Annotated in this window: 23 protein-coding genes and 1 pseudogene; 7 read left to right on the forward strand and 17 right to left on the reverse strand. The window is 73.3% G+C overall.

The window, feature by feature from the left end; genetic code table 11:
• Positions 1-55: 55 nt before the first annotated feature.
• Complete coding sequence (locus NI25_RS02790; protein WP_061440892.1) at positions 56-856, forward strand: class I SAM-dependent methyltransferase; 801 nt, start codon at positions 56-58, stop codon at positions 854-856.
• Between the two features lie 49 nt (positions 857-905).
• Here the strand turns inward: NI25_RS02790 and NI25_RS39935 are convergent.
• A pseudogene (locus NI25_RS39935) lies at positions 906-1,212 on the reverse strand (hypothetical protein).
• Between the two features lie 149 nt (positions 1,213-1,361).
• Here NI25_RS39935 and NI25_RS02800 point away from each other — a divergent pair.
• Positions 1,362-3,023 (forward strand): alkaline phosphatase D family protein, encoded by a 1,662-nt coding sequence (locus tag NI25_RS02800; RefSeq protein WP_061440893.1) that lies wholly within the window; start codon positions 1,362-1,364, stop codon positions 3,021-3,023.
• Between the two features lie 204 nt (positions 3,024-3,227).
• Positions 3,228-4,604: an alpha-lytic protease prodomain-containing protein gene (locus tag NI25_RS02805; protein WP_061440894.1), complete on the forward strand. Its 1,377-nt coding sequence runs from the start codon at positions 3,228-3,230 to the stop codon at positions 4,602-4,604.
• Positions 4,605-4,707: 103 nt separating this feature from the next.
• On the opposite strand, the gene NI25_RS02810 is transcribed toward NI25_RS02805, so the two are convergent.
• The 7 genes from NI25_RS02810 to NI25_RS02840 all read right to left on the reverse strand — a co-directional run bounded on the left by NI25_RS02810 (position 4,708) and on the right by NI25_RS02840 (position 10,525).
• Positions 4,708-5,802, reverse strand: coding sequence for a serine hydrolase domain-containing protein (locus NI25_RS02810; protein WP_061440895.1), 1,095 nt, complete (start codon positions 5,800-5,802; stop codon positions 4,708-4,710).
• Positions 5,799-6,719: a DUF6895 family protein gene (locus NI25_RS02815; protein ID WP_061440896.1), complete on the reverse strand. Its 921-nt coding sequence runs from the start codon at positions 6,717-6,719 to the stop codon at positions 5,799-5,801. Before NI25_RS02815 ends, NI25_RS02810 begins: the two co-directional genes overlap by 4 nt.
• Complete coding sequence (locus NI25_RS02820; protein WP_061446718.1) at positions 6,716-7,693, reverse strand: DUF6895 family protein; 978 nt, start codon at positions 7,691-7,693, stop codon at positions 6,716-6,718. Before NI25_RS02820 ends, NI25_RS02815 begins: the two co-directional genes overlap by 4 nt.
• A 26-nt stretch (positions 7,694-7,719) precedes the next feature.
• Positions 7,720-8,427: a hypothetical protein gene (locus NI25_RS02825; RefSeq protein ID WP_061440897.1), complete on the reverse strand. Its 708-nt coding sequence runs from the start codon at positions 8,425-8,427 to the stop codon at positions 7,720-7,722.
• 20 nt (positions 8,428-8,447) lie between these two features.
• Positions 8,448-8,636, reverse strand: a complete 189-nt coding sequence (locus tag NI25_RS02830; protein WP_030399561.1) for a hypothetical protein — start codon at positions 8,634-8,636, stop codon at positions 8,448-8,450.
• A 98-nt stretch (positions 8,637-8,734) separates the two neighbouring features.
• On the reverse strand, positions 8,735-9,382 hold the full coding sequence (locus NI25_RS02835; protein WP_061440898.1) for a class I SAM-dependent methyltransferase: 648 nt from the start codon (positions 9,380-9,382) through the stop codon (positions 8,735-8,737).
• A gap of 141 nt (positions 9,383-9,523) precedes the next feature.
• The gene (locus NI25_RS02840; RefSeq protein WP_061440899.1) at positions 9,524-10,525 is read right to left on the reverse strand and encodes a mechanosensitive ion channel family protein; all 1,002 of its coding nucleotides are present in this window, start codon (positions 10,523-10,525) and stop codon (positions 9,524-9,526) included.
• Positions 10,526-10,667: 142 nt separating this feature from the next.
• On the opposite strand from NI25_RS02840, the gene NI25_RS02845 reads away from it, so the two are divergent.
• Together NI25_RS02845 and NI25_RS02850 are read left to right on the forward strand one after the other, a co-directional pair.
• A complete protein-coding gene (locus tag NI25_RS02845; protein ID WP_061440900.1) occupies positions 10,668-10,880 on the forward strand; it encodes a hypothetical protein in 213 nt (70 codons plus the stop codon).
• A gap of 102 nt (positions 10,881-10,982) precedes the next feature.
• Positions 10,983-11,405, forward strand: coding sequence for a pyridoxamine 5'-phosphate oxidase family protein (locus tag NI25_RS02850; protein ID WP_061440901.1), 423 nt, complete (start codon positions 10,983-10,985; stop codon positions 11,403-11,405).
• 24 nt (positions 11,406-11,429) lie between these two features.
• Here NI25_RS02850 and NI25_RS02855 read toward each other — a convergent pair whose 3' ends face one another.
• Together NI25_RS02855 and NI25_RS02860 are read right to left on the reverse strand one after the other, a co-directional pair.
• Complete coding sequence (locus NI25_RS02855) at positions 11,430-13,538, reverse strand: MMPL family transporter (protein ID WP_061440902.1); 2,109 nt, start codon at positions 13,536-13,538, stop codon at positions 11,430-11,432.
• Between the two features lie 142 nt (positions 13,539-13,680).
• Positions 13,681-14,187: a MarR family winged helix-turn-helix transcriptional regulator gene (locus NI25_RS02860; protein ID WP_061440903.1), complete on the reverse strand. Its 507-nt coding sequence runs from the start codon at positions 14,185-14,187 to the stop codon at positions 13,681-13,683.
• 105 nt (positions 14,188-14,292) lie between these two features.
• On the opposite strand from NI25_RS02860, the gene NI25_RS02865 reads away from it, so the two are divergent.
• Positions 14,293-15,834 (forward strand): SDR family oxidoreductase, encoded by a 1,542-nt coding sequence (locus tag NI25_RS02865; protein ID WP_420710695.1) that lies wholly within the window; start codon positions 14,293-14,295, stop codon positions 15,832-15,834.
• On the opposite strand, the gene NI25_RS02870 is transcribed toward NI25_RS02865, so the two are convergent.
• From NI25_RS02870 to NI25_RS02880, 3 genes are read right to left on the reverse strand one after another with little or no spacing between them, the layout of a single operon-like run.
• Positions 15,831-16,274 carry a hypothetical protein gene (locus NI25_RS02870; protein ID WP_061440905.1) on the reverse strand — a complete coding sequence of 148 codons (444 nt, stop codon included), beginning with the start codon at positions 16,272-16,274 and terminating at the stop codon, positions 15,831-15,833. The two genes, NI25_RS02865 and NI25_RS02870, sit on opposite strands and share 4 nt — an antisense overlap.
• On the reverse strand, positions 16,267-16,608 hold the full coding sequence (locus NI25_RS02875) for a DUF3140 domain-containing protein (protein ID WP_061440906.1): 342 nt from the start codon (positions 16,606-16,608) through the stop codon (positions 16,267-16,269). Before NI25_RS02875 ends, NI25_RS02870 begins: the two co-directional genes overlap by 8 nt.
• Positions 16,609-16,624: 16 nt before the next feature.
• Complete coding sequence (locus NI25_RS02880) at positions 16,625-16,852, reverse strand: DUF2945 domain-containing protein (RefSeq protein WP_061440907.1); 228 nt, start codon at positions 16,850-16,852, stop codon at positions 16,625-16,627.
• A gap of 181 nt (positions 16,853-17,033) precedes the next feature.
• On the opposite strand from NI25_RS02880, the gene NI25_RS02885 reads away from it, so the two are divergent.
• Positions 17,034-17,837 carry a thioesterase family protein gene (locus NI25_RS02885; RefSeq protein WP_061440908.1) on the forward strand — a complete coding sequence of 268 codons (804 nt, stop codon included), beginning with the start codon at positions 17,034-17,036 and terminating at the stop codon, positions 17,835-17,837.
• Between the two features lie 79 nt (positions 17,838-17,916).
• Here the strand turns inward: NI25_RS02885 and NI25_RS02890 are convergent, their stop codons facing one another.
• The 4 genes from NI25_RS02890 to NI25_RS02905 form a co-directional block, all read right to left on the reverse strand.
• Positions 17,917-18,918 (reverse strand): NADPH:quinone reductase, encoded by a 1,002-nt coding sequence (locus tag NI25_RS02890; protein ID WP_061440909.1) that lies wholly within the window; start codon positions 18,916-18,918, stop codon positions 17,917-17,919.
• Positions 18,919-19,065: 147 nt separating this feature from the next.
• Positions 19,066-20,760 carry a hypothetical protein gene (locus NI25_RS02895; protein WP_061440910.1) on the reverse strand — a complete coding sequence of 565 codons (1,695 nt, stop codon included), beginning with the start codon at positions 20,758-20,760 and terminating at the stop codon, positions 19,066-19,068.
• 34 nt (positions 20,761-20,794) lie between these two features.
• Positions 20,795-21,913 (reverse strand): DUF4185 domain-containing protein, encoded by a 1,119-nt coding sequence (locus NI25_RS02900; RefSeq protein ID WP_061440911.1) that lies wholly within the window; start codon positions 21,911-21,913, stop codon positions 20,795-20,797.
• A gap of 93 nt (positions 21,914-22,006) precedes the next feature.
• Positions 22,007-23,641 carry a fucose isomerase gene (locus NI25_RS02905; RefSeq protein WP_061440912.1) on the reverse strand — a complete coding sequence of 545 codons (1,635 nt, stop codon included), beginning with the start codon at positions 23,639-23,641 and terminating at the stop codon, positions 22,007-22,009.
• Positions 23,642-23,727: the final 86 nt, after the last annotated feature.

The raw sequence follows: 23,727 nt of genomic DNA on the forward strand, positions 1-23,727 counted from the left end.
CCCGCCGCCCGGCACCCCTCACCCGTCCGCTTCACCGTACGGAGGTAACCTCCCCATGCCCAAGGACGCCAAGTCCCCGAAGAAACTGCGCAGCAACCGTGCCGCGCTCACCCACAAGGTCGGGTACGCGCTGCGCCATCCCGAGCGTGTCGGCCCGTACGTGCGGCGGGCCGGCCGGGACGCGTGGCTGCGGATCAAGCATCCCGACCACGTCGGCTACTACCGGGCGGTGATGGCCTCCGACACCCGGCGCAACCCGGAGGCCGCGGTCGGCAGCCGGACCCACGACCGCTGGCTCGCGCTCGGGCAGATGCAGTTCGACTACCTGATCGAGCACGGGCTGCGCCCCGGGCACCGCATGCTCGACATCGGCTGCGGCAACCTGCGCGGCGGCTGGCGCTTCATCGACCACCTCGACACCGGTCACTACTACGGCATCGACATCTCGCCGGACATCCTGATCGCCGCCAAGCAGACCCTGACGGAGCGCGGGCTCCAGGCGAAACTGCCCCACCTGACCATCACCGGGGACCTGCGGCTGGAGTTCCTGCCCGACCAGCACTTCGACGTCGTCCACGCGCACAGCGTCTTCTCGCACTCGCCGCTGAGCGTCATCGACGAGTGCCTGGCGCACGTCGGCCGCGTCCTGACCGACACCGGGTTCTTCGACTTCACCTTCGACCGGACGGAAGGCGCCGAGCACCAGGTGCTCCGGGAGGACTTCTACTACCGCACGGACACCCTGCTCACGCTCGCCGCCCAGCACAACCTGCACGCGCGGTTCATGGAGGACTGGGAGAAGCGGCCGCACGGCCAGTCCAAGATCCGGGTGAGCCGCTCGCCGCTGCCGTCGTAGTCGACGGACCGGGTGAAACCGTTCAGGGGCCGGACCGCGCGTCCGGCCCCTACGGGCGCGGGTTGACGCGCCGCCAGGCGGGCCGGGAGTCCGCGCCCCGGCGTCCGGCCGCGGCGCCACAGCGGGGGCAGACGCGGCCGGACGGCGTCGGCGGCGCCGCCGGACTCGGGCAGCACTTCGGTCCAGGTGACGGCCGGGAAGCGGGAGAGCCCGGAGCGGTGGAGGGACAGCCCGCACACGGTCTCGTTCCTGCCCTGCTCCCAGGCGTGCACCTCACCGGCCGGCAACCAGCGGCCGTCCTCCTCGTCCCACCAGCGGCCGGAGGCCGCCACGTCGTAGCGCCGTGTTCTGGCCATGGCTCCCGGGTGCCCCGGAGGGACCGCGCCCACACGCACACACGTACCTCCGCCTGTGTGATCACTCAGCAAGCCCTTCCGGTTCAAGGCGTTTTGTCTGCTTAGCATGCGGGGTCCGCGCATCGCCCCGTTGTACGAGAGGACCCCAGATGGCGCCCACGGGCCGTCCCAGCGCACTGGCCGAACACGCCTTCTCCCCGCACGACGCCGTGATGGGCGCCGCCGTCCGGCACCTCGGCCGCCGGCGCTTCCTCACCGTGACCGCGGCCGCCGCCGCGCTCGCCTTCACCACCAACCTGCCGGCGCGGGGCGCGGTCGCCGCCCCCGAACGTGCCGCCCGGATCAGCAAGGACCCCTTCACCCTCGGTGTCGCCTCCGGCGATCCCCTGCCGGACTCGGTGCTGCTGTGGACCAGGCTGGCGCCCCAGCCGTTCCTGGAGGACGGCGGGATGGGCACGGAGCGCGTCACGGTGGAGTGGGAGGTGGCCCTGGACGAGTACTTCGCGGGCGTCCTGTTCCGGGGCACCGCCGACGCGCACGCCGAGTACAACCACAGCGTCCACGTCGACGTGAAGGGCCTGACGCCCGGGACGGTCTACTACTACCGCTTCCGCGCCGGTGCCTGGCTCAGCCCGGCGGGCCGGACCCGCACCGCGCCCGCGGCGGGCAGCGCCACCTCGTCGCTGAAGCTCGCGGCGGTCGCCTGCCAGGCCTACATGGACGGCTACTACACCGTGCTCCGTCACGTCGCCGAGGACGACGTGGACGTGGTGTTCCATCTCGGCGACTACCTGTACGAGTACGCGGTGAACTCCGAGGGCGGGGAGCGCCACTACACCGACGTCACGCTGCCCGACGTGTTCAACCGCGAGACGATGACCCTCGCGGACTACCGGCTGCGCTACTCGCTCTACAAGACCGACGAGGACCTGCGGGCCGCGCACGCCCGGCATCCGTTCGTCGTCGCATGGGACGACCACGAGACCGAGAACAACTACGCGGGCAGCATCCCCGAGAACGACATCCCGCCGTCGGAGTTCCTGCTGCGCCGGGCCGCCGCGTACCGCGCGTACTGGGAGAACCAGCCGCTGCGCGCCGCGCAGCTGCCGCAGGGTCCCGACGCACGGCTGTACCGCCGGCTGCAGTGGGGCACGCTCGCCCAGTTCGACATCCTCGACACCCGCCAGTACCGCTCCGACCAGGCCTACGACGACCGGCCGCACGCCCCCGGGGCCGAGTCGGACGACCCGGCGCGCACCATCACCGGCACCGCGCAGGAGCAGTGGCTGCTCGACGGCTGGAAGGCCTCCACCGCGCTGTGGAACGTGATGCCCCAGCAGGTGTGCTTCTCCCAGCGCAAGTTCGACGTGACCGCCGACGCCGCGCTCTCCATGGACGCCTGGGACGGCTACCGGGCCTCCCGCGACCGGGTGGTCGCCGGGGCGAAGGCCGCCGGCGTCGACAACTGGCTGATCCTCACCGGCGACGTGCACGTGGGCTACGCCCTCGACGTCAAGGAGGACTTCGACGACCCGGCCTCCGCCACCGTCGGCACGGAGGTCACCTGCACGTCCGTGGCCAGCGGCCGGGACGGTGTGGAGAAGCCCGCCAACTGGGACCTGTACATGCGGGCGAACCCGCACATGAAGTTCTACAACGGCAAGCGCGGCTACGTCCGGGCCGAACTGGGCCGTCAGGCCACCCGTCTCGACTTCAGGACGGTCTCCGCCATCAGCACGCCCGGCGCCGCCGTCACGACCGCCGGGTCCTTCGTCACCGAGGCGGGCGAACCGGGGCTGAAGCCCGCCTGATCCCCGGTCCCCGCCGCGCCGCGGGAGCGCGCCGCGTACTGCACATGGCACCCGCGGCGTCCCCCATCGCGCGAAACAGACCGGGGCCGGGCATCCTCGCGGATCTTTGCGGCAAGGCCTGTGACTTCGCCGCAGGCGCACCGTGACCCACGGTCGCCCACCGAACACCGCTGTCTCGCACAGCACTCGAAGGAGGCACATCGCATGGTCGGCAGACATGCCGCGCGCAGCCGCCGCGCAGCCCTCACCGCGCTCGGCGCCCTGGCCCTGACCGCACTCCCCTCGGCCGCGTCGGCCGCCCCGCCGCCCGTCCCGGAACCGCGGCCCGCCGTGGCCCGTACGCCCGACGCCGCCGCGGCCCCGGCACGCATGCTGAGCGCGATGGAACGCGACCTGGGGCTGGCGCCGGGACAGGCCGCGGCCCGGCTGGTCAACGAGGCGGAGGCGGGCACCCGTGCGGGCATGCTGCGCAACACGCTGGGCGACCGCTTCGCCGGGGCGTGGGTGAGCGGCGCCACCTCGGCCGAGCTGACCGTCGCCACCACCGACGCCGCGGACACCGCGGCCATCGAGGCCCAGGGCGCCGAGGCGGCCGTCGTCGACCGCAACCTGGCCGAGCTGCGCGCGGTCAAGGAGAAGCTGGACGCCGCCGCCGTCCGGACCCGGACCCGGCAGACGCCGGTCTGGTACGTCGACGTGAAGACCAACCGGGTCACCGTCCAGGCCACCAGCGAGTCGGCGGCGAACGCCTTCCTCGCGGCCGCCGGGCTGGCGGGCCAGGACGTGGGCGTCCGGGTCTCGCCGGACCAGCCCCGGGTCCTGGAGGACCTCGTCGGCGGCGACGCCTTCTACATCAACGACCAGGCCCGCTGCTCCATCGGGTTCTCCGTCACCAAGGACGACCAGCAGGGCTTCGCCACGGCCGGGCACTGCGGCGACCCGGGCGCCACCACCACCGGGTTCAACGAGGCCGCTCAGGGCACCTTCCAGGCCTCGACCTTCCCCGGCAAGGACATGGCCTGGGTGGGCGTCAACTCCGACTGGACCGCGACGCCGGACGTCAAGGCGCAGGACGGCGAGAAGATCCAGATCACCGGTTCGGTGGAGGCGCTCGTGGGGGCCTCGGTGTGCCGTTCCGGCTCGACCACGGGCTGGCACTGCGGGACCGTTCAGCAGCACGACACGAGTGTCACCTACCCGCAGGGCACCGTCGACGGGCTGACCCAGACGACGGTGTGCGCCGAACCCGGCGACTCCGGCGGCCCCTACGTGTCGGGCACCCAGGCGCAGGGCACCACGTCCGGCGGCTCGGGCGACTGCACGAACGGCGGGACGACCTTCTACCAGCCGATCAATCCCCTGCTCAGCGACTTCGGCCTCACCCTGAAGACCACTTCCGCCGCTTCGCAGACGCCGGCGCCGCAGGACAACGCGGCGGCGGACGCGTGGACGGCGGGCCGGGTCTACGAGGTCGGCACCACCGTGTCCTTCGACGGTGTGCGTTACCGGTGTCTGCAGAGCCACCAGGCGCAGGGCGCCGGATCACCGGCGGACACTCCGGCCCTGTGGCAGCGGGTCTGACGGACGGCAGACGCCCTCCGGCACACGACACACGCCTCAGGACACACGGCACACGGCGCACGGCGCGGGGTCGCTCGACGCGGCCCCGCGCCCACGCGTGTCGCTATCCCTCCGCCAGGAGCGCGTAGGCGGTGGCGATGAACGGGTCACGGGCGCGGAACCGCCGGGTGCACACCGCGGCCAGCGCGGTGTCCGTGTCGGGCCGGAAGCCCAGGAACGCCTGCTGGCCCAGGGTGGCGCCACTGTGGAAGTACATCGGTCCGCCGTCGGTGGGGTGCCGGAACCAGCCCACGGTGTGCACGTGCCGGTGCCCGAGCCCCCGCCGCAGCACCGGCACCCGCACCGCCCGCAGGGCGCCCGCGGCAGGTGAGCGGGCCGGGTCGAGGTGGGCCTCGAGGAAGGTGAGCAGGTCGTTGGGGGTGGACCGGACGGCTCCGGCCGCCTGGAAGCCGCCCGCGTCGAAGGCCGGCACCGGGGTACGGCCGTCCTTGCGGTGGCCGACGGCGTCGGTCTCGGGCCCCTCCGCGCGCAGCGCCGTTCCGCTGAGGCCGAGGGCGCGCAGCACCTGCCCTGTGATCAGGTGGTCCCAGGGGGTGCCGGTGGCCGCGGCGACGGCGTGGCCGAGCACGGAGACGCCGTAGTTGGAGTAGTGCCAGCGGGTCCCGGGGCGGTGCCTGGGCGTGTGGTGCAGGAAGGTGTCGACCAGCCGCTCGGCGGAGTACCGGGCGTAGGGGTTGGTGCGCCAGGCGGGCAGGCCCCGGCGCAGGAAGTCGGCGGGCAGCGCGGGCAGTCCCGACGTGTGGGTGATGAGGTGGGCGAGCGTGACGGGGTGCGGGCCGGGCCGCGTGCCGGGGTCCAGGCAGGTGGCGGCCGCCTCGCCGCCGGTGAGCACGCCGCGCCGGATCAGGCGGGTGAGCAGCAGTGCGGTGAAGGTCTTGGACGCCGACCCGGTCTCGTAGCGCAGGTCCTCGCGGGGGACGTCGGGGGGCGGGGCGGTGCCGCCGCTGTGCAGGGTGCGCCGACCGCGCCGGGAGACGGCGAAGACGACGTCCGGGGCGTCGCAGGCGTGCACGGCCTCGGTCAGCCGCTCGCGCAGGGCCGCGTCGTCGGCCGGGGCGGACTCCCTCGGGGTGTCGGCGTCCGGGGCGCGTTCGTCGGTGGCGGGGACGCCCGGCCAGGGCGTGCGACGGCCGGTCACGACGCGGAGTGCGCCAGCTCGGTGAGGGCGCGTGAGGTGGCCAGCAGGGAGGCGAAGGCGGCGACCAGGGTCGGGTGGTAGACCACGTCGAACACCGCGTCGGGCTCGCCCTCGGGCATCGTGCGTACGGCGGGCATGGCACCGTCGGGCTGCTGCGCGGCGGCGAAGCCCCGCCAGGCGGCCTCGTCGAGGGTGGGGCTGGGCAGGCAGGCGTCCACGACGAGGAGTTCGCCGAGCAGGTCCCAGCGTTCGAGGTCCAGCCAGTCGTCGATCCAGACCGGGAGCCAGGTGGCGAGGTAGCCGGCGACGTCGGGCGGCAGCCCGTCGGGGTTCTCGCCCCAGTCGGTGAGGTGGAAGACGGTGTGCGTGATGTCGTACGCGGTGTGGCCCTCGACCGTCCACGGCTCGGGGGTGCCGGCCAGCCAGGTGGCGGCGACCAGTTCGGCCTCGGGCGGGCGTGCGGTCAGGCCGAAACGGCGCTGGAAGGCGGACAGGCCGAGGCGCCGGGTGGGGGTCACCGGCATGCGCGCCCAGCTGTCCAGCCGGTGGTTGAGGACCGTGGCGTTCTCGATCTCGGGCTGGCTGTATCCCAGTTCCCTGAACGGCAGGTAGACCTCGAAGGGGGCGGGCGAGAAGGGCTCGATGCGCTGGCCGCGCACCAGCATGCGGCCGCCGTCCAGGGTCTCGCGCCAGGTGTGGTCGAGCAGTTGGCGCGCGAGCTGGGCCTGCCGGGAACCGGCGACGCCCTCGCGGAAGAGCACCTTGCAGATGAGGGCGAGTTCGCCGATCGGCTTGAAGCGTTCCAGGAAGCCGATCTCCGGGTCCACGTCCGGCTCCAGGCGGAATCCGTCGCGGTGGGCCCACAGCCACTCCAGGGCACCGGCTCCGACGCGGTGGATCAGGCGGGTGTCCGTCATCCCGGCGCTCCTTGTCCGGCGTGCTGTCCTGTGCGGGGTGCGGGGTGCCGCACGTCCGGCGGTGGCGCCGTCGCCGCCGTGGTGAGGGCCGCCGCGAAGGCGGCCATGAGGGTGGAGTGGTAGCAGTCGGTGAAGTCGTAGGGGTCCGGTCCCGGGTCGGGCCCGGCGGCGTCCTGGGCGGCGCCCTCCTCGGGGATCGCGCCGGACGGGGTCTGTGCGGCGGCGACCCGCCGCCAGGCGTCCTCCAGGACGGCCGTCCCGCAGGGACGCGGCAGGCTCGCCGCGACCGCGAGCAGCTCGCAGCTCAGGTCGTACATCCGTGCGTCCAGGCAGGTGTCGAGCCAGGGCGGGAGCCAGTGCAGCAGGTAGTCCACCAGCTCCGCCGGCACGCCCCGGGCGGTGCGTCCCCAGTCGGTGAGGTGGAAGACGACGTGGGTGAGCGCGTAACCGGCCTGGCGTTCGAAGGTCCAGGGTTCCGGCAGGCCGCCCAGCCAGGTGCGGTCCAGCGCCTGCGGCACGCCCCCGTGCGGCCGGATGCCGCTGCGCCGCTCGGCCTCGAGCACGCCGAGGCGCCGGGTGGGGTACTGCTCGGTCAGCCGCCAGCCGCGGGTGCGGGCCACCACGGCGGCGGACGCCTCATAGCCGGGGTGGCGCAGTCCGGCCGAGGCGAAGGCCGCGTACACCTCCAGCGGGTAGGTGGCGAAGGGTTCCAGCGACTGCATGAGCGCGAAGAGTTCGCCCCGGTGGGTCTGCTGCCAGGCGAAGTCCAGCAGCTCGGACGCGCGGGCGTGCAGCGGGTCCCCGGGCGGGGTGCACCGGGACACGGACGCGCAGACCTGGGTCAGCTCGCCGAGGGGCTTCCACGTCCGGTTGACCTGGCCGTCGGCCGCCAGGGCGTCGTCGCCGAGCGCGAAGCGGTCGCGGTGGGCCCACACCCAGTCCAGTGCGGCCGCCTCGACCTCGCGGACGCGCACGTCGTGCGCGCTCGCGTCCCGGACGTTCACAGGAGGACTCCGGCGGGCATCAGACGCGCCGCTTCCAGTTGCAGGGCCACCCGCGGGTCGGAGCCGCCCATGAGGCGGACGAAGTCCAGCCCGGCCTCGAGGCCGAGGGTGTCGGGCACCCCGTCCAGCAGGGTGAGCCAGCGTCCGGCGCCTGCCGCCTGCTGCCAGTCGCGGCGGCGCACCGCCCGTACGAAACCGCGGGCGACGTCCACGGGCCGGGCGCGCGCCACGCGGGTCACGGCGCACTCCTCGCCGGGCAGCGCGAGCGGGGCCAGGACGGCGAGCTGGTGGGTCAGGAACTGCCAGGACGCGTCGTCGAGCCAGCGGGCGTCGGGTTCGGTGCCCGGCTCGTCGGCGAGCGGGCCGCCCAGGGCTCGCTCGGTCCGGCGCAGGGCGCGGGTCATGGCCCAGTGGCTCCACACGACGGTGGGTGCCGCGTCGTCGCGCGGCGGGTGGGCCGCCACGGCGTCCTTGAACACGGCGAGTTGCGCGGGCTCGGGCGGCACGCGCAGCAGGACGCTGGGCAGCAGGGTGTCGGCGCCCAGGACGCGTACGGCCGCACGTGCGACGCCTTCTCCGGCGCCGCCTCCCGTCAGGGTGCTCCCCGCTCGCACGTGGTCTCCGCTCCGAAGAGCGGAGACCACGTCGGAGGCGAGGTCAAGCACCGTTCCCTGCAGGAGGGCCGATGTGCTCGACTGCTCCATCTCGTTCTCCCGTCGGTCCGTCAGCCCTTCTTCGGGCGCGGGGTCGGCGGCGAGAGCAGGAGGTTGGTACCTCCGGACTGCAGGGCGAGCGCGGCGCACTCGCGGCTGTCGCGGAAGACTCCGTCGGGCTCGGCGGGGTCGAGAACCGCGTCGATGTCGATGTTCTCGGTGCGGGTGACTTCCTCGAGCACCTTGTCCTTGGAAGGCATTTCACCATCTCCCTCTGGTAGCCAAATGGCCTTCACACCCAAGGGTGTCCGGTAAGTCCCAGAACATGCCTTTCTTCACAAAATTCTCAGAAGGTCACTCATTCAACGACGGGCACCCGCGCGAGGCGCCACACGTGGTCCTCGCGGAAGCCCTCGACACCCTCGGGCGAGACGCTCGGCCGTCGATCGGTCCGACGCGTCCTGACGCTCCACTCCCCCTCGGGCAGGGCGAGTTCGGCGAGAACGCCGTCCAGGGTGGGGAAGACCGCCTCGAAGGGCGGCTCGGTCTGCCAGGAGGGCCAGCCGGCGTGCATGACGACCAGCAGGGTGCCGCCCGGCGCCACGGCCCGGGCCGCGGCGCGCAGCACCCCCTGCTGGTCGAGCGCGACCGGAGACTGCAGGTAGTGGGCGCTCACCAGGTCGAAGGAGCCCTCCGGGAACGAGGGTCCCAGCTCGTGGCGTTCCCAGGCGACGCGGTCGCCGACTCCGGCCTCGGCGGCGTGCCCGGCCGCGCGTTCGAGGGCGGTGGCGGAGATGTCCACGCCAGTGACCCGCCAGCCCCGCGAGGCCAGCCACACGGCGTCCGCGCCCTCTCCGCAGCCGAGGTCGAGCGCGGTGCCGGGGGCGAGGCCGGACGCCTCCTGGACCAGCAACTCGTTGGGGCGGCCGCTCCAGACGCGGCCGGTGTCGCGGTAGCGGGCTTCCCAGAACTCCGCGGCCGGGGCCGCGGCGGGGGTGTCGGTCATGGTTCCTCCTGAGCGGGCGGGGCCGTCTGCACGCGGGGCGCGTTTCGCTCGCGCGTCCCGTGTGCAGGCTGCCCCCGCCGGCCAGGGGGTGCCAAAGATGTTTGCCGGTCCGGCAAATCCGGCGTCGGCGGGCCGTCCCCGTCAGCGCGTCAGCGCCTGCGGCTCGCCCTCGGGATCGTCGGTGCGCAGCCACACCGTCCGCCGCGGGAAGGGGATCTCGACGCCCGCGTCGTCCAGCGCCTCCTTGACCCGGCGGCGCAGCTCCCGGGTGACGCCCCACTGCTGGAGCGGCACGGTCTTGACGGCGAGGCGCACCAGCACCCCGTCGGCGTCCAGGGACTGCACGCCCCACACCGCGGGGTCCTCCAGCAGGACGTCCGCGAAGTCGGGGTCCTCGCGCAGCGCGCGGCCGGTGTCCTCCAGGACGCGATACACGGTGTCGAGGTTCGCCTCGTGGGCCACGGCGACGTCGAGGACGGCGCGGGCCCACTCCTGGCTGTCGTTGCGCACGCGCAGGATCTCGCCGTTGCGGATGTGCCACAGGCCGCCGTTGAGGTCGCGCACGTGGGTCAGGCGCAGGCCGACGTGCTCCACCTCGCCCACGGCCTCGCCGAGGTCGACGGAGTCGCCGACGCCGTACTGGTCCTCGACCATGATGAGCAGCCCGGACAGATAGTCGGCGACCAGGCTCTGGGCGCCGAAGCCGATGGCCAGGCCGACCACCCCGGCGCTGGCCAGCAGCGGGCCGAGGGCGATGCCGACCTGGTCGAGCACCATGGCGACGCCGACCATGAAGAGCACGATGGTCACGGCGCTGCTGAGCACCGAGCCGATCGTGCGGGCCCGCTGCTCGCGGCGCTGCCGGGCCCGGGACCGGTCGCGGTGCAGGACGGCGGCGCCGCGGGCCGGCCTGCGGGGGCGGCTCTGTCCGGCCTCGCCCGCCGACGGTTCCAGGACCCGCTGGACGACCCGGGTGATGGCCCGCTTGGCGACCGCGCGCAGCACGAGCAGGATCACGACGATGAGCGCGATGCGCAGGGGTATCCCGATCAGTGCCGCGGTGTGGTCGCCGATCCAGTCCGGCCACGAGGCCGCCAGGTGCGGGGTCGTGGCCGGTTCGGCGGGCGGGGAGGTGTGCGACATCGGCTCGGCTGCTCCGTTCCTCGGGGACTACTCGTCTGCCGTCGGGGCCCCCTACCCGGGAAGCGCCCGAACATGACGGCTTTGGCCGGCGCGCACCTGGGCACCCGCGGGAAGTCGTCCCACAACGGAAGGGGCCCGCGGCGTGGTTACCGTTGCCGTCCTGCTACTGCCCGGACTGGGGCTGCTGTTGTTCGGCATGACGTGTCTGGAGGACCGGCTGTTCGGTGATCCGGCGCCGCGCCGGCACGCGCGGCATCGGCATCTGCGCCTGATCCCCGGCGGCCGGAGCCACCGCTCCCCGGGCCCGCGCCCGGAACCGGCGCGGGCGCACGCGTCCGAACGGGACGCCGCCTGAGCGCAGCGTTCCGCCGTCGGCCCGACCCCGCCGGGCGGGTCTGCGGCCGGCCGGGCCATGCTGTTCCGCAAGGAACGCACGCGGCGCGGGTGAGGAGAGCGGATGGACACCGGGGAACGGCATGAGGTGGACGAATTCGTCCGGTTCTGGCAGGAGCGCCGGATCTGCTTCCTGTCGACGCCACGGGCCGACGGGACGCCCCACCTGGTCCCGGTCGGGGTGACGTACGACCACGCCACCCGCACGGCGCGGGTCATCACGAGCCGGGACACGACGAAGGCCCGCAACGCGCGGCGGGCCGCCGGAACGGTCGTCGCCGTGGGCCAGGTGGACGGCAGGCGCTGGTCCACGCTGGAGGGCGTCGCGTCGGTACGGGACGACGCCGCGGCGGTCCGCGACGCGGAGGCCCGGTACGCCGCCCGCTACCGGCAGCCCCGGGAGAACCCGGAGCGGGTCGTCATCGAGATCGCCGTACGGCGCTTCCTCGGCACGGTGCGGCCCCTGCCGGACCGCCCGGACGCCTGAGGCGTGCGGCCGGGCAGGGGCCGCTCACCCCTGCCCGGTTCCGGTACGCCGTCCCAGCCGTCCCAGCCGCCCCGGCCACCACGCGACGGCACCGAGGTCGCGGGCGAGCGCCGGGACCAGCAGCGAGCGCACGACCAGGGTGTCCAGCAGTACCCCGAAGGCCACGATGAAGGCGATCTGCACCAGGAAGGCCAGCGGAATCACCCCCAGCGCGGCGAAGGTGGCGGCGAGGACGACGCCGGCCGAGGTGATCACGCCCCCGGTGGCCGTCAGACCGCGCAGGATGCCCTCCCGTACCCCGTGGCGCAGGGATTCCTGCCGCACCCGGGACATGAGGAAGATGTTGTAGTCCACGCCGAGGGCGACCAGGAAGACGAAGCCGTACAGCGGGACGGAGGCGTCCGTGCCGCTGAAGCCGAAGACGTGGGTGAAGACCAGGGCCGAGACGCCCAGGGTGGCCAGGAAGTTCAGCGCCACCGTCGCCACCAGCAGCACGGGCATCGGCAGCGAGCGCAGCAGGGCGATCAGGATGACCAGGATGATGGCGAGGACCACGGGCACGATGAGCGTCCGGTCGTGCTCGGCGGTGCGCTGGGTGTCGTACTGCTGGGCGGTGTAGCCGCCGACGAGGGCGTCCGCGCCCGGCACCTCGTGGACGGCCGTCCTGAGGCGGGCCACGGCGCTCTTGGCGGCGTCGCTGTCGGCCGGCGCCTCGAGCGTCGCGTCGATCCGCACCCGCCCGTCGACCACCTCGGGCTCACCACCGCCGGGCCGGCCGGAGGCGGTCACCGGGGCGGCGGAGGCGACGCCACGGGTGTCGCGGGCGGCGGCGAGGACCGGGCCGAGACGGTCGGCCTCGGCGATGATCACCGCCGGGTTGCCGGAACCGCCCGGGAAGTGCCGGGCCAGGGTCTGCTGCGCGGCGACCGACGGGGTGTCGTTCACGAAGATCTCGTCCAGGGGCACGCCCTTGGAGGTCAGGGTCGGCGCGAAGGCGGCGCAGGCGAGCAGCGCGGCCAGCGAGAGCGCCCAGATGCGGCGCGGGGCCCGGTCCACCAGTGCGGCGACGCGGTGCCACAGCCGGTGTCCGCCGGCCGCCTCCGGGTCGCCGGCCGGTGCGGGCCGCGCGGGCCAGTACGCGGCCCGGCCGAGGAGGACCAGGACGGCGGGCAGGAAGGTGAGGGTGCTCAGTACGGCGCAGACGATGCCGATGGCGCCGACGGGTCCGAGCGCGCGGTTGTTGGTGAGGTCGCTCAGCAGCAGCGCCAGCAGGGCGAGGGCGACGGTCGCGGCGCTGGCGACGACGGCGCTCCAGGAGGCCCGCAGCGCGGCGCGCACCGCGGTGAAGCGGTCGGCGTGCCGGGCCAGCTCCTCGCGGAAGCGGGCGGTGAGCAGCAGCGCGTAGTCGGTGGCGGCGCCGATGACCAGGATGGAGAGGATGCCCTGGACCTGCCCGTCGACGCGTACGACGTCGCGCTCGGCCAGCGCGTAGACGATCGCGCAGGCCAGCCCCAGGGCGAAGACGGCGCCCAGGATGATGACGAGGGGCAGCAGGACGCTGCGGTAGACGAGCAGCAGGATCACCAGCACCGTGATCAGCGCGACGCCCAGCAGCAGTCCGTCGATGCCGGAGAAGGCGTCGGAGAGGTCCGCCTGGGAGGCCGCGGGACCGGCCAGCTGTGCGTGCGTGCCGGGCACCCTTTTGGCCGCGTCGCCGATCCGGGCCAGGACGTCGGGCAGCGCGTCGCCGAGGTCGGGCTCGACCTGGACGACGGCCTGGAGGGCCGCGCCGTCCTCGGAGGGCAGCGCGGGCGACGCCTGCCCGACGACACCCGGTTCGCCCTTCAGGGACGCGAGGGAGCGGGTGGCCTCGGCCCGGTGGCCGGTGACGGAGCCACCGCCGTCGGCGGTCCACACGACGATCACCGGGAGGGTCTCGTTCTGCTGGAAGGCCTTCTGGGCGTCGATGACCCGCGTGGACTCCGCGCTGCGGGGCAGGAAGGCGGCGCGGTCGTTGGTGGCGACCTCGCCGAGCTTTCCGGCGTACGGACCCAGCGCTCCGCCGATGCCGAGCCAGACCAGGAGCAGGACGGCGGGGACGAGCCATCGGGCCCGTCGGGAGGGATGGGACATCGGTGGCGGATCTCCAGGTCTGCGGGGCGACGGCGAGGTGGCTCGATCATAAACAATCTCAATGATTGAATTACTTCGCCCCGCCGGGTGACACACCGCCTGTGCCCCGGTCATTCGTCCGTATGCGGTAGTGCCGGAAGGCTCAGCCCTCGTCCGACGGCACGAGACGCAGGTTCTTGTTCATCGCCGTCAGGAAACGGATCACGACCGCGAGTTCGTCGTCGTCGAAGCGCGCACGGGTGGTGGCGGCCGCCTCCGCCAGCGGGAGGAAGTACCTCCGGGCCGCCTCCTTGGCCTCGGGCACGTAGCGCAGGTGGACGACCCGGCGGTCGGCGCTCTCGCGGACCCGGCGCACGTGCCCCGCACGCTCCAGCCGGTCCACGCACGCCGTCACCGCGCCCGAGGTCAGCCCCAGGTGCTCGCGCAGCCGCCCGGGGGTCATGGGCTCGCGCGCGTCCAGGATCGCGGCGAGCGCCTGCACGTCGGTGGCGTGCAGGCCGTGGCTGCCGGCGAAGCCGTGCACGAGTCGGTTGATCTCACCGTTCATCCGCCTCAGCTGTGCGGCGAGCACGTGCAGGTCGCTCCCCTCGGCGCCGGGGCCGGTCCTCCGCTCGTGCGCGTGCTGTCCGCGCTGGTTCGCTGTCGCCACGCGATCAGCGTATAGAAGGGGCCGACCCGGGCCCGCGGGTGTCCGGCACGGCCCGCCCGGGGGAAGGGGTCACGGTGACGAGTGTCCCGCGAGCGACGGAGCCCCATGAGCCAGACAGGCACAGGACCGGACCGGATGAACGACGAGAGCGGCGGCGCGGGCCTGCGCTGCCTGGTCACCGGCGCGACGGGCTACATCGGGGGCCGTCTCGTGCCCCAACTGCTCGACGCCGGGCACCGGGTGCGGTGCCTGGCCCGCTCCCCGCACAAGCTGCGCGACCATCCGTGGGCCGGCCGGGCCGAGGTGGTGCGCGGCGACGTCACGGACGCCGACTCGGTGGCGGCGGCGATGGAGGGCGTCGACGTCGCCTACTACCTGGTGCACGCGCTCGGCACCGGCGACGACTTCGAGGCGACCGACCGGCGGGCGGCGCGCATCTTCGCCGAGCGGGCCGAGGCGGCGGGTGTGCGGCGCATCGTCTATCTGGGCGGCCTGACCCCGTCCGGCGTGCCGGAGGGCGAGCTGTCGCCGCACCTGCGTTCTCGGGCCGAGGTCGGCCGCATCCTGCTGGCCTCCGGCGTGCCCACGACCGTGCTGCGGGCGGCGGTCGTCATCGGCTCCGGGTCGGCGTCCTTCGAGATGCTGCGCTACCTCACCGAGCGGCTGCCGGTGATGATCACGCCCAGCTGGGTCCACACCCGCATCCAGCCGGTCGCCGTCCGGGACGTCCTGCGCGCCCTGGTCGGCAGCGCCACCATGCCGGAGGAGGTGTCCCGGTCCTTCGACGTCGGCGGCCCGGACGTCCTCACCTACCGGGACATGATGGTCCGCTACGCCGAGGTCGCCGAGCTGCCCCGGAGGCTGATCCTCCCGGTGCCGATGCTCACCCCCGGGCTGTCCAGCCACTGGGTGGGGCTGGTCACGCCGGTCCCGGCGGCCATCGCGCGCCCGCTCACCGAGTCGCTGCGGCACGAGGTGGTGTGCGGGGAGAACGACATCGTGCGCTACGTTCCGCCGCCGCCGGGATACCCGCTCGGCTTCGACGACGCGCTGCGGCTGGCGCTGCGACGGGTGCGGGAGGCCCGGGTCACCACCCGCTGGTCGTCCGCCTCCGTCCCGGGGGCGCCCAGCGATCCGCTGCCCACCGACCCGGACTGGGCCGGCGGCAGCCTCTACACCGACCACCGCGCCCTGACCGTCGACGCGCCGCCCGAGGCACTGTGGCGGGTCGTCGAGGGCATCGGCGGCGACAACGGCTGGTACTCCTTCCCGCTGGCCTGGGCGGTACGGGGCCGGCTCGACCGGCTGGTGGGCGGGGTGGGCCTGCGCCGGGGACGCCGGGACGCCGCGCGGCTGCGGGTCGGCGACTCGCTGGACTTCTGGCGGGTGGAGGAGATCGTCCCCGGCCGGCTGCTGCGGCTGCGCGCCGAGATGCGGCTGCCGGGACTGGCCTGGCTGGAGATGTACGCCGAGACGGACGGCGACGGGCGGACGCGGTACCGCCAGCGGGCGCTGTTCCACCCCCACGGGCTGGCGGGCCATGCGTACTGGTGGAGCGTGTGGCCCTTCCACGCCGTGGTCTTCGGCGGCATGGCCCGCAACATCGCCCGCGCCGCCGCCCGCGCCGCCCCGAACCACCGGGCTTAGTCAGGCGGCCTGTCGGGGCTGTCGGGCCGGGACGTGTGGTCAGGGTGGTCGTGGGTCCGGCGGGCCTCCTTCAGCTCCGCCTCGTACAGGTGGTCGCGGCCTCCGGCCAAGTGCGCCACCGCTTCCCGCTCCAGGTCCCGGAACGCCTGGTAGTACGTCCGGTCGTAGGCCTCGACGATCTGGAACGTCCAGTGGCCCGGGATCACGTTGCGGCCCAGGATCTCCGTGCGGACGCGCTCCGCCCAGTCCTCGTGACCGGCGGCGCGCAGCAGTTCCACCGCGCGGTCCAGCTCGAAGTCGGCGGAGCCGGTGAACTGGTGGAAGGCGAACAGGTGGCCGCGGGCGCACTCGGTCGTCTCCAGCGCCTTGGACAGGGACCCGAGGGCCTCCACCGTCGCGTCGCTGACGCCCTCGGGGCGCCGGTGCCGGTCGTCATCCATGGTGCTCCAGGGGGTCGTGGCCCCAGTTCATGAGCGAGTACCGCCATCGGGTCTCCCGGACGTCGCCCGACGGGCGCTGGGCCAGGTGCCGACGGACGTAGCCGACGACCTTGCGCATGTGCTCGTAGTCGTCGTCGGAGAGGTCGCCCTTCTTCTTCCGCAGGATCTCGACGATCCGGCGGCCGGACCCGTGCCCGACGGACTCGCCGCCGTCCTGGTGGTGCCCGGCGTCGCGGGACTCGTCGGTGTCGAGCCACTTGTCCAGTTCGGCCGGTGTCATGTTCACCAGCTCGTGGAACGCGTCCCGGGTCTCGTCCTGCTCGTCGCCGTCCATGTCGCCTCGCCTCCTGTCACTTCTTCTTCAGCGCGGACGGCTTGTGCACCGCCGACCTGCCCGACTTCTCGCTGCGGACCTGGTACTGCGGGTCGTCGGGAGAGGCGTCCACGGTGCGGCCCGCCGCCTCGGTGCGCTCGGTGATCTTCTTCTCCACCTCGCCCCCGGTGCGCGAGCCGTGACTGCTCCAGGTGACCTTGTCGCCCTTCTTCAGGCGCTCGCCGTCGTCGCGGTTCTTCGCCATCGCGGTACTCCTTCGCCTGCGATCCCCCTCGCGCTTCCTGGACGGCCTGGGTTCCCCGCCGAGGGGGCCCCACTCGGGCCGGGACCGATTCGGCGCCGAACTATCCTGGTCGCGGCCCCGGCGCCGCCGTCCCGGCCCGCCGCCGTCGTCCTCGCACCGCCGTCGTTCCAGGAGCAGCCCGTTGAACACCAGCACAGCGACCCCGGACAGCTACTACGAGCGGATCGACGAGCACCGCTACAAGCCCACGCCGCACGCGGGCGGCGCGTGGAGCGCGGACGAACAGCACTTCAGCCCGCTCGGGGGTCTGATCGTCCACGCCGTGGACCGCCATCTCGCGGACCGTCCCGGTGCGGCGGACATGTCGTTGAGCCGGATCAGCTTCGACATCCTGGGCCGCCCGGCGCTGGACGAGTGCGAGATACGGGTGGAGACGGTACGTCCGGGGCGCACCATCGAGCTGGTCGAGGCGACGGTGCTCATAGCCGGCCGCTCCGTGGCGCGGGCCAGGGCGTGGCTGCTGGCGGACGGGGACACGAGTGCCGTCGCCGGTGGCGGTGCCGACCGGCTCGCCGCGCCGGACACGCTCCCCCGCTGGCCGATGGAGACCGAGTGGCCCGGCGGCTACATCGCCTCCCTGGACGTACGCCCGCTCGCACCGCCCTCCCCCGGCCGCACCACCGCCTGGATCTCCACCGGCCTCGACCTGGTCGCCGGGGAGAGCGCGAGCCCTCTGGCCTCGTACGTGGCACTGGTCGACACGGCCAACGGCATCGCGGTGCGGCAGTCGCCGCGGGAGTGGATGTTCCCGAACGTCGATCTGACCCTGCACCTGCACCGCGCGCCGCGGGGCCGCTGGACCGGACTGGACACCACCGTCGTCTTCGGTCCCACCGGTCAGGGCGTCACCAGCACCGTGCTGCACGACGTGGACGGCCCCGTCGGCCACGCCCAGCAGCTGCTCACCGTCCGTCCGCAGCCCTGAGCGGCCCGGGCCCGGCGCGACGCCTCGGCCCTGCCCCGGTCCGGCGGGCGTATCGGCGTCCGGCCCGCCGGAAAGACGATCAGGACGGCGTGAGCACCAGCCGGCCCCGCACCCGACCGGCCTCCAGTCTGTGGTGGGCCTCGGCCGTCCGCGACAGCGGCAGGCGGTCGGCTATGCGCGGGCGCCACTGGGTGCCGGTGAGGACGTCCACGACCCCCCGTGCCGCCTCGGCGAGGTCGGCGGTCGTGGCGTTGCTGATGGCGAAGCCCACGATGCTCGCGTCGCGGGTGTAGAGCCGGCTCACCGGCAGTGCGGCGGGCCCGGCGCCCAGTCCCACCATGGCGACCAGGCGCCCACCCCGGGCCAGCGACTCCACGGCGTCGGCGAGCACCCCGCGCCCGGACGTGTCCAGATGCACGTCGTAGCCGTCGGGGGCGGCTGCGCGCACGCGGTCGCCGAGGTCGGGCGCCTGGTGGTCGAGGACCTCGGCGGCGCCCAGCTCGCGCACCGCCTCGGCGTCCCGCGCACGCGCCGTGGCGACCACGCGGGCCCCTGCCCGGGCGGCGAGGGAGACGGCGGCGCCGCCGACGTTCCCGGCGCCGCCCCCCACGTACACGGTCTCCCCGGCCCGCAGCCGCCCGTGCCGGAACAGGGCGAGCCAGGCGGAGGCGGCCGGGTGGGCGGCCGCCACCAGGTGTTCCTCGTCGACGCCGGACGGCGCCGGGTAGAGGCGTTCGGCGGCGACCGTCGCGTACTGGGCGAAGGAGCCCTGCCGACCTCCGTGGCCCAGGCTGTTGCACCACACCCGCTGTCCGACCGTGCGGCCCGCGGCACCGGGCCCGGTCGCGACGACCTCGCCCACCAGGTCGCGGCCGACGACGAACGGCGTGGGCAGCGGTGTGGCGTACGCGCCGGACCGTACGAAGGTGTCCACGGGATCGGCGGCGACGGCCGACACCCGCACCAGTACGTCCGTGGGCCCGACCGGCGGTACGGGCAGTTCCCCGTACCGGATGGCGTCGGCGGGTCCGACGGCGTCGATGTACGCCGCCCGCATCCTGTCCGGAACCGTGCCGTTCATGACCTCATGCTACGAACCGCCCGGTGGTGACGCAGCGGAGCGCCGAGCGCCCCCTGGGGGGCGTCGTTTGGATCTTGCCGGGGGGCGGGGTCTGGCACGCACATCTGCGGCGTTGCCTTGAGTCGGCCTGATCCGAACGACACCCCCCTAGCGGTGGAAGACCTCCAGTTCGGCGATCGACGTGAACGTCTGGGTGCCTCCGCTGCCTCCGACGACGCGCACGCCGTCGCCGCTGGTGGTGGCGAAGTCGAAGAGGTACGTGCGGTGGGTGCCGGCGGCCGACGAGGTCGGGTAGGCGGGTGTGACGCGCTGGGCCTCGACGTCGCGCCAGACGCCGTCGCGGCGGACCTGGATCCTGGGCGCGCTGCTGAACCAGCCGCCGTCGCCGAACATCGTGCCGGTCGTGTACGCCACCTGGTTGACGTGGTACTGGCGCGGCCAGGTGTAGCCCCACCAGCTCGTCGCCTTGCGTTCGTCGTTCCAGTCGTCCTCGTTCTGGGCCTTGTTGCCGTCGTTGTAGACCGCGGTGCCGAAGTGCGTGGCGCGCTCGACCGGGACGGTGCCGGGTTCGCGCGCGAGGTTGCGCGCGCCGTCGGGTGCGTTGCCGGGCGTGGTGGGCTCGTACGGGGTGAGGGACATCCTGCGCAGCGAGTACGTGTAGGCCCAGAAGTCCCCGCCCGGGTAACCGCCGCCGCAGGGGCAGACGTTGGACTGGAGCCACATCGACCGGCCGTCGGCGCTGATGTACTTGGACGGGATGGTGGTCGCGTAGCCGCCGTGCTTGGTGTGGGTCCAGGGGTAGCCGCCGAAGTCCTTGGGGGTGAAGCGCTTCCACGGGCCCCAGGGGCTGGCCGCCTCGTAGAACTCGAAGGTGTACTCCGTCCACGAGGTGTAGATGTAGCGGTTCAGCGGCTTGTTGTAGACGACTCCGCCCTGGCTGATCACGCTGAGGTCCCTGACCCGGCCGGGAGTGCCCACGTTCTGGTAGACGCGGCGGTCGTCGTGCAGGACCGCGACCCGCTGGTCGATGTCGGGCGTCCAGCGCGGGGTGCCGCCGCCGTCACCGGCGTAGAACTGCCAGGTGGACCTGTCCTGGACGGAGTCGGCGGGCACCCGGGCCAGGTAGAGGTCGGTCGGGTCCGGGTCGGGGTCGAAGGTGTCGCGCCAGTTGTGGTCGAGGCCGTAGGCGTAGACGTATCCGTCCGGGCTGTTCGCGTTGTCCCTGCCGTAGTCGAGGAACATGACGGTGGTGAACTTCTCGTCCGAGAACATCGGCGTCGTCTTGTCCGACGTCCATGTCGCGCCCTTGTCGGTGGACTTGACGACGGTGGCGCTGGGCGCGTTGTCGAGCGTGCCGCGTTTGAGGTCCTGGACGGCGAGGTACAGGTCGCCGTTCACGCAGGCCATGCCGGTGGGTTTGCGGTAGTACTGCTGCGGGTCGCCCCAGATCCGGCCGACCCGGTCGCCGGCCGCGCGCTGGGTGCCGGTCAGGTTGCCGGGCATGCCGCTGACCCGGGCCACGCCGATGTCCTGCCAGGTGTCGCCGAATCCGACGCCGTCGCCGTACGCGGCGTACACGTTGTCGTCGTCCGACCAGCACGACGGCCACAGGTCGCCGTGCTCCTTGTTGTCGCCGACGGCGGGGGCTCCGACGGTGGCCCCGGGGTCGATCTGGACCGTGGAGAAGTAGGTGCTCTCCGGGGCGTTCCCGAGCGTGGAGGTGTCGGCGGCGCGGGCCGACGGGGTTCCGGTGTCGGCCTGGACGGCGGGGATGGTGGACGCCGTGACGGCGGCCAGCCCGGTCACCAGGGTGATCAGCAGTCTGCGTCTGCGGTGGCGCACGAGTACTCCTCGGTGGGTCGGACGGGGAACGTACTCAGACCGCGAGGCCGTTGATCCGGTACTGCATGACCCGGTAGTTCCGGGCGTCGTACCACTGGCTCACGGTGATGTCGAAGTCGCTGAAGGTCGATCCGGGGACGATGAAGCCGCCGTAGGGGCTGGCGACCGCGTTGCCCGTCTCGTGGCCCGGGGTGGTCGGGACGATGACGGTCTGTTCCGGGGTGGTGAACAGGTTGCTGGTCGGGAGCGCGAAGATCTGGGCGCGCATCGACAGGGGCTCCATGTTCAGCCAGGTCAGGGCGTACCGTCCGCCCATCGCGCGGAAGCAGATCTCGCCCCAGCGGCGGCGGGCCGTGATCGTGGTCGGATAATTGCCCCACGCCCAGGCGCCGTTCGCGTAACCCCACGGCTGGTAGGCCGCCGGGTCGCCCACCCGGTCCTGGCGGACGCGGTGCAGCAGGAGGTCGGAGGCCACGTCCCGGTTGAACACCGTGGACAGGACATAGCAGTAGCCGTCGTCGGCGACCGCGTAGGTCTTCTGCTGGAACTGGCCGCCGTACTGGTCGCCCGGCCACTGGCACAGGTACTGCCAGGTCTGGCCGTTGTCCGTCGAGCGCCAGAAGTCGGAGTGGTGAGTGCGGTACAGGACACCCCGCATCAGGTGCATGTACATCGTGCCGCCGACGGTGAAGACGTCCGACGGTATGGCGGTGGTGTTGTTCTCGTGGCCCTCCGGGACCAGCCCGACGGCGTGCGCGCCGCCCACGCTGTCGTCGACGACGAGGGCGTCGAGGTCGGGGTGCCGGGCGCGCAGGCCCACCGGGGCCCGCCAGTCGCCGTCGCCCACGCCGGCGCCGTCGAAGGTGTCGCCGCAGACGAAGAGCATGGTGCCGTCGGGACAGCGGACCGGTATGCCGAGGTCGGTCCAGGCCGCGCCGAACGGGCCCGTCTCGTCGGGGCCCGTGAGGTTGCGGATCTTCCTGCCGGTGACGGCGACGGTGCTCGCCGGTGCCGCGCTCGCGGTCGCGGTCGCCGCGCCGATGGTGAGCCCGGCCGCCGTCAGGCCGAGGCCCGTGCGGAGCAGGAGGCGCCGGCTCGGCCCGCCGGTCGCCGGCGGTTCACCGGCCTGCCCTGAATGTTGTGAACCTGTCATTTGTACCATGCGGAACTCCTCGGATTCGTGGGGGTGTTCCGCCCGTCGCAGGCAACGGGCGGAACGCCGGGAGCGGTCGGTACTACAGCGCCACTACAGCGCCACGTCCCCGCACAGGTGCACCTCGACGCCCAGTTCGGCGAAGAGGGCGGCTTTGGCGCGCAGCGCCTGGTCGGCGGTGGCCGCGTCGGGCGCGTAGGCGACGTTGAGGTGGTTGGCGCGGTGGCGGGCCATGAACTGGTCGCGGGTGACGCCGTGCAGGACCGCGTGCATGATCGGCCACTGCGGGTTGGTGGCGTCCAGCCGGCGCCGCGTCTCCTCCTCGGGCAGCTCGACGGCGGTCGCGCGGCCGAGGTCGACGTGGAGGCGGCCGTCCATGAGGAAGACCCGCGACCAGACGATCTCGCCGGGCTTGGAGACACCGCTGAGGGTGCCGCCGCCGAGCGGGAAGAACATCGGCGGCTGCCGCATGCTGTAGGACTTGTCGTAGCCGCCGTGGTGGGAGGCCGGGACGGAGCCGGAGATCTCGAAGACCCAGACGAACCGGCCGTCGTACTCCTCGCCCCAGCGGATGTCGTGCAGCGTGGTGGCCGGGTCGAGGCCCATCGCCGTCCAGATGCGGTTGGTGACCAGGGAGTCGACGGCGACGCCCTCGTCGACCTCGTTGAAGTGCGGCAGCGGCGCTCCGGCGTACAGCTCGCGGGCGCCGTCGCGGCTGCGCACGGGCGGGCGCTGGACGTTGTTGAGCAGTCCCTCGGCGAGGTCGCTGGCCGGGACCGTGTCCTTGAGGCCCTGCTGGTACTGGATGCCGACCGCGTCGAGTCCGAAGTCGTCGGAGATGCGCAGCGCGGCGATGTACATCTTGAACTGGCTGAGCAGCTGCGCGTCGGTGAGTTCGGTGGCCTCGTCCGTGCCGGTGTGGAAGGTCATGCCGGCGTCGTCGAGCCAGGTGCGGACGGCCTGGGCCTCCGCGTCGGAGACCTTGTTCATCTCCGCGACCAGGGCGCTCTGCGAGAGGCGCTCCTTGTAGATGCCGAGCGGGTTGAGGAACTCGTCGTCGATGATGGCGTTGTACATGCCCATGCAGCCCTCGTCGAAGACGCCGATGATCGCCTTCTCCTCGCGCAGCTGCCGGGCGAGGGCCGTGCCGAGTTCGGTCTCGGCGTCCTTCGGCAGCTCGGGCAGCGGCCGGACGTGGCTGGTGTCGTGGGCGAGGGTGCCCGTCTCCAGCCAGGTGCGCAGGCCCTCGCGCGCCCAGTCGTCGGTGAAGTCGGGGCTCCACAGGACCGAGTAGTCGATGCCCGCCTTGGTGAGGCTCCCGGCCAGGCCGAGCAGGCCGACCAGACCCGGGAACTCGCCGCTCCAGTTGGCCACGACCAGGATGGGGCCCCTGTGGTCGCGCAGCCCGGCGAGGACGTGGTGGCTGTACTGCCACACCGCCTCGACGACGATCAGCGGGGCGTCCTTGGGCAGGTTCCTGAAGACCTCGATGCCGGCGCGCTGGCTGTCGATGAACCCGTGTCCCTTGGCCTCGTCGACGGGGTGTCCGCGGCGCACCTGCCGGCCGAGGGCGGTGACGGCCGCCGCGAGGTCCTTCTCCAGTTTCTCCTGGGTGGGCCAGCAGGTGGTGTTGGCGGCGGGGCGGAGATCGCCGCTGGCCACGGTGTAGACGGTGGCCGGCTCGGCGGCCGGCGGCTGGTGGAGTACGGGCAGGGTGTACGCGGTCATGCGGTCTCCGTAGGTTGTGCGTCCGGCCGGTGGGGCCGGCGGGGTCGAGCGGGTCCTGCGCGGCGGTCCCCGGGCGGTCGGTCGGT

It is taken from the genome of Streptomyces sp. CCM_MD2014 (assembly GCF_000772045.1).
GTDB classification, from domain to species: domain Bacteria; phylum Actinomycetota; class Actinomycetes; order Streptomycetales; family Streptomycetaceae; genus Streptomyces; species Streptomyces salinarius.

Excerpts from the sequence above, each read along its gene's own strand:
- NI25_RS02825 (WP_061440897.1), bottom strand. The coding sequence starts at position 8,427 with ATGGAGCAGTCGAGCACATCGGCCCTCCTGCAGGGAACGGTGCTTGAC.
- NI25_RS02905 (WP_061440912.1), bottom strand. The coding sequence starts at position 23,641 with ATGACCGCGTACACCCTGCCCGTACTCCACCAGCCGCCGGCCGCCGAG.
- NI25_RS02800 (WP_061440893.1), top strand. The coding sequence starts at position 1,362 with ATGGCGCCCACGGGCCGTCCCAGCGCACTGGCCGAACACGCCTTCTCC.
- NI25_RS02870 (WP_061440905.1), bottom strand. The coding sequence starts at position 16,274 with ATGGATGACGACCGGCACCGGCGCCCCGAGGGCGTCAGCGACGCGACG.
- NI25_RS02840 (WP_061440899.1), bottom strand. The coding sequence starts at position 10,525 with ATGTCGCACACCTCCCCGCCCGCCGAACCGGCCACGACCCCGCACCTG.
- NI25_RS02835 (WP_061440898.1), bottom strand. The coding sequence starts at position 9,382 with ATGACCGACACCCCCGCCGCGGCCCCGGCCGCGGAGTTCTGGGAAGCC.
- NI25_RS02880 (WP_061440907.1), bottom strand. The coding sequence starts at position 16,852 with ATGGCGAAGAACCGCGACGACGGCGAGCGCCTGAAGAAGGGCGACAAG.
- NI25_RS02855 (WP_061440902.1), bottom strand. The coding sequence starts at position 13,538 with ATGTCCCATCCCTCCCGACGGGCCCGATGGCTCGTCCCCGCCGTCCTG.
- NI25_RS02900 (WP_061440911.1), bottom strand. The coding sequence starts at position 21,913 with ATGACAGGTTCACAACATTCAGGGCAGGCCGGTGAACCGCCGGCGACC.
- NI25_RS02850 (WP_061440901.1), top strand. The coding sequence starts at position 10,983 with ATGGACACCGGGGAACGGCATGAGGTGGACGAATTCGTCCGGTTCTGG.
- NI25_RS02865 (WP_420710695.1), top strand. The coding sequence starts at position 14,293 with ATGAGCCAGACAGGCACAGGACCGGACCGGATGAACGACGAGAGCGGC.
- NI25_RS02805 (WP_061440894.1), top strand. The coding sequence starts at position 3,228 with ATGGTCGGCAGACATGCCGCGCGCAGCCGCCGCGCAGCCCTCACCGCG.
- NI25_RS02815 (WP_061440896.1), bottom strand. The coding sequence starts at position 6,719 with ATGACGGACACCCGCCTGATCCACCGCGTCGGAGCCGGTGCCCTGGAG.
- NI25_RS02830 (WP_030399561.1), bottom strand. The coding sequence starts at position 8,636 with ATGCCTTCCAAGGACAAGGTGCTCGAGGAAGTCACCCGCACCGAGAAC.
- NI25_RS02890 (WP_061440909.1), bottom strand. The coding sequence starts at position 18,918 with ATGAACGGCACGGTTCCGGACAGGATGCGGGCGGCGTACATCGACGCC.
- NI25_RS02875 (WP_061440906.1), bottom strand. The coding sequence starts at position 16,608 with ATGGACGGCGACGAGCAGGACGAGACCCGGGACGCGTTCCACGAGCTG.
- NI25_RS02790 (WP_061440892.1), top strand. The coding sequence starts at position 56 with ATGCCCAAGGACGCCAAGTCCCCGAAGAAACTGCGCAGCAACCGTGCC.